We start from the raw sequence: 3,862 nt of genomic DNA, 5'->3' as shown, positions 1-3,862 counted from the left end.
TCCGTAAGTCGGATAAATTGTAGGGCGGATTAGCCGCGCAACATACGCGATCTATCCGTTTTGTTTGACCTCTGGGCGCGGCGTAATCCGCCAACTGCGGTGTCCATCCGACCACCAGGGATGGAGGCGGTGTCGGTTCCCTACCGACTACCGCACTTCCCCCATCCCTGGAGGACGGAAGTGCGGCAAATGGTCTGGAACCATTGCCGCGAAATGGCGGATTACGACGCGCGGAAAATCTTTACTGTGTGAAGCTTGAGAGGTTTGCGCGTCTCGGCAACCGCTGAAGTACAGGATGTACTGAATGCAGCAAACGCAGGAGCAGTTTGTCGTCCTGCATTGCCAAGCCACAGGGATGTGGTGAATGTGGAAAATGCAGGAGCATTTTTCCGCCTACCTCCTGCATCCATGCAGTCGTAATCCTACAGCACTTATAGCATTGCGCTATAAATTGATTGCCTAGGCGATGCAAAAACTCGGCGCACCATCGGCGAAAATTCCTTCAAAGGCATGGTTTCCATAGCCGGGTCAAATGCCGGATTATCGTACTTTCCGCAAAACGTTGCGGTACGCTCAAAGCAGGGATGCCCTCGAAACTGTTCCCGCATGTTCCGGTCTAGGCCAAGGTGATGGAAAAAATAGTAGCCCTGGAAAATGCCGTGATGTTGTATCATCCAATGGTTTTTTTCCGACACAAAAGGCTTCAGTATTGCGGCCGCGATATCGGCATGATTGTAACTGCCGAGGGTATCGCCGATGTCGTGCAGTAAGGCGCAAACGACATATTCCTCGTCCTCGCCGGCTTGATGGGCGAGCGTTGCGGTTTGCAGGGAATGTTGCAGCCTGTCAACCGGAAAGCCGCCAAAATCGCCGTTGAGCAGGTTAAGGTGATCCAGTATGCGGTCAGGCAGCTCTTTGACAAGATGCTTATAATGCGCACAGAGAATCTTCCAGTCCTCCGCCGTGCTGTCCTTTAGTGCGGTAAATACAACCCTTTCAGGTGTTGTGTTTACGCTCATAGAAACCTCCAACATTATGAAAATAACCGACTTAAATGGATTTCATCAGGAAATTTCATCGTACCAAATGCGGCACAAAAAGTCTAGCACGGTAGGATAGGGTGAGGCACGAACCCCAACAATAACAACTGCCTAAACACATATATTGGGGTTAGCAAGCTCACCCGCAACCTACGAATTGCTTAAATTGATGCGTAGGGAATTGCCTGTTGTTTGGTAATTCAACACTTGGAAGCATGAGGATTGTTGGGTTATTTTCACCCGTTAAATTTACGCCGCCTAAAAGATGCCGGACATCCCGAGTTTAAACCTTTCTGAGCGTCTGGGCAAAGGTAGCCAATTTGCATTTAGCCTTATGTGACAAGCATGGCGCGGGTATAAAACCACTGTGCACATGATAATGATCTTACACAAGGACTAACCAACCAAGTCGGGAATTAAAGAAATAATGGTGCTTTTGATAACTGCAGCGGCAGTTTGCAGGTTTTGTTGTTCATCGTCATTCATTTCAGGATACAAATGACGAATAATGCCGCTGCGGCCTACCACCACGGGGATACTGAAGCAGTTGTCTTGAATACCCATCCAATCGTCGAATCGGGTGGTTAGGGGCATGGTACGGGATTCGTCAAAAGCCACTGCTTCAACAACCATGCAGGTGGCCGTGGCGATGGCATGGTTGGTGTAGCCCTTGAGTCGATAAACTTCAAACCCTGCTTCGATAACCTGGGTAAATAGCTCCCGATGACGGGGCGTGTCGCGAATACGTTCGCCACCCGCTTCGGCGCTACTCAGGATAGGGAACTGATTGGGGCCGTGTTCACCCAGGATATAGGTGCGGAGATCACCAGGATGGATATGCACTTCCTGCGACAATAGGGTCCGGAAACGGGCAGAGTCAACCAAAGTTCCAACGCCCATCACCCGATTGGGTAAGAAACCGGATAATTTAGACGCAGCATACGTCATCACATCTACCGGATTGGTGACAACGATAAGTACGGCGTCAGGATTGTTAGCAGCCAGTATGGGGATCAATTCCCTGAACATGGCGGCATTCTTATTGCCCAGCTGTATCCGGGAAGTGATAACCTGCCCTTCGGTATCAACCGATGCCGTGATGACAATGATATCGGCATCCATGACTTGTTCATTGGTACAGGCTTCTATGCGCATGGGCCGTGAGCAAAAGGCCAGGGTGTGCTGCAGATCCAGTGCATCACCCCTTGCTTTTTCATAGCTACGGCCAGCAATCACCAAGTGATTGCAAAACTGTTTGAGGACCAAGGCATAAGCAACACTGGAGCCGACACGTCCAGTCCCGATGATAGCAATTTTCATGGCTACATACCCGTAATTTTTGTTAAAGACACATTATAATCCGTAATATCTGGCGGTTTGTCTTCGTGATATGCTTTTTCGAGCGACTGAAAGGAAAAACCGGGCACTCGTAAAACCGTGTGGAAAATCGTTAAAATTTTTGCTAGTCATAGCACAATCATGTGCGGCAGCGGTCTACGCATTTGCTGACAACAGCGAAAAAGACAGCGCAAGGTATATCAATAGGGTTTGAATTTTCATAACGATCCTCCAGAATCAAAGGAGCTATGACTTTAACAGAGAAAATAAAGGGTCACCAATTAAACTGTGTCATATGACACAGTTTGCCAATAAAGACCCAGTTTGTGCCGCCTCAGAAATCGGATCGCAAGGCAGCTTAAGCCTGAGTCAACTTTCGTGAAATATTCAGCTAAAAAGGGACACAAAAGCGTTTGTGTCATTTCAGAACAGATTTCAAACCCTTGCGCTGCCTGCTCCTAACGACCTTAAGCATAGTATGCTTTCCTAGGTAATATGTCAGGCGGTGGCTAAATCCACACCCAATGCCGTTAAGTTGAGAAAGACCCCCCCTCTCCTGCTGGAGAGGGGGGGTGAGGAGGTTAAAATCAAGTGTTTACACCCCTCATCCTAACCTTCTCCCTCAAGGGAGAAGGAATTAAATGACTTAACTTAACGGCATTGAATCCAGCACCCCCGCGAGAAGCAGATTAATTTATATCTTATTATAAAATATAAATATCGAATAATATCGTTTTATTAAAAATAATATCCCCTTTAAGATTATCTCCACAATGAATACGCGCTACGTCCAACAATAGGCAAATGCAGGGGTGTTTTTAATGGGGCTAGACACAAGAAAATACGATAAAGAACAGCAAGGAACTGACATCGCAAACCAGATTACTATCGCATTACAAGGGATACGCTTTGGCTCTGTTGAAATTATTGTCCACGAAAGCAAGGTTGTACAAATCGAGAGCAAGGAGAAGCTGCGCTTTGACGGGCGATCTGCCCTGGGTAGGTATTCATCCTAACCTCTACCGTAACAACGGCGAATAACAACATTGGCTGTGACTGGGTGCCGACCGGATAACCGGAAGTTGCTTTGGCTTAGACCGATTGGCTTTATTAATCAAAATTTCAAGTTATCAAAGCACTAAACAAGGATATAAACATGAGTCATTATTTCAATAGATTTCTGCCAGCAGCAAGCGCACTCGGCTTGCTACTGGTTTTGCCCGGTTTGGCAAATGCCGAAGACTATTACCGCAAAACCAAGGGTTACCGCGTCGAACCGGAACCCGATCCGCCAAGTTATGTGCGGAATTTGAGCAAAACCCAGTTCGAGCAGTTCCGAGATGTAGAATGGCTGGATGTTGGCTTGGACCTCCGCACCCGCTATGAGTACCGCGAAAATGATTTGCGGCCTACACCTACCGGCAACAATAGCAGCACCAATTTTCGGCCTGACCCTGACAATCTCTGGCTCTTGAGGACACGGG

The 3,862-nt window shown here is 47.9% G+C and carries 3 protein-coding genes and 1 pseudogene; 2 read left to right on the top strand and 2 right to left on the bottom strand.

Annotation, left to right across the window (positions count from 1 at the left end; all coding sequences use genetic code 11):
* Positions 1 to 431: 431 nt before the first annotated feature.
* Both ACLQ6D_RS06885 and ACLQ6D_RS06880 read right to left on the bottom strand, forming a co-directional pair.
* Positions 432 to 1,019, bottom strand: a complete 588-nt coding sequence (locus tag ACLQ6D_RS06885; RefSeq protein WP_411726543.1) for an HD domain-containing protein — start codon at positions 1,017 to 1,019, stop codon at positions 432 to 434.
* A gap of 417 nt (positions 1,020 to 1,436) precedes the next feature.
* A complete protein-coding gene (locus tag ACLQ6D_RS06880) occupies positions 1,437 to 2,360 on the bottom strand; it encodes a malate dehydrogenase (protein WP_411726542.1) in 924 nt (307 codons plus the stop codon).
* Between the two features lie 839 nt (positions 2,361 to 3,199).
* Between ACLQ6D_RS06880 and ACLQ6D_RS06875 the strand changes: the two genes are divergently transcribed.
* Both ACLQ6D_RS06875 and ACLQ6D_RS06870 read left to right on the top strand, forming a co-directional pair.
* On the top strand, positions 3,200 to 3,394 hold the full coding sequence (locus ACLQ6D_RS06875; protein WP_411726541.1) for a YezD family protein: 195 nt from the start codon (positions 3,200 to 3,202) through the stop codon (positions 3,392 to 3,394).
* A gap of 140 nt (positions 3,395 to 3,534) precedes the next feature.
* Positions 3,535 to 3,862, top strand: a pseudogene (locus tag ACLQ6D_RS06870) (hypothetical protein); the annotation flags it as partial.

Origin of the sequence: Methyloglobulus sp. (genome assembly GCF_046714055.1) — a bacterium.
GTDB lineage: Bacteria > Pseudomonadota > Gammaproteobacteria > Methylococcales > Methylomonadaceae > Methyloglobulus.
This window is presented reverse-complemented; position numbering and strand designations above follow the sequence as displayed.

Bases quoted from the DNA above. Each gene is read 5' to 3' on its own strand.
- ACLQ6D_RS06885 (WP_411726543.1), bottom strand. From the start codon at position 1,019: ATGAGCGTAAACACAACACCTGAAAGGGTTGTATTTACCGCACTAAAG.
- ACLQ6D_RS06880 (WP_411726542.1), bottom strand. From the start codon at position 2,360: ATGAAAATTGCTATCATCGGGACTGGACGTGTCGGCTCCAGTGTTGCT.
- ACLQ6D_RS06875 (WP_411726541.1), top strand. From the start codon at position 3,200: ATGGGGCTAGACACAAGAAAATACGATAAAGAACAGCAAGGAACTGAC.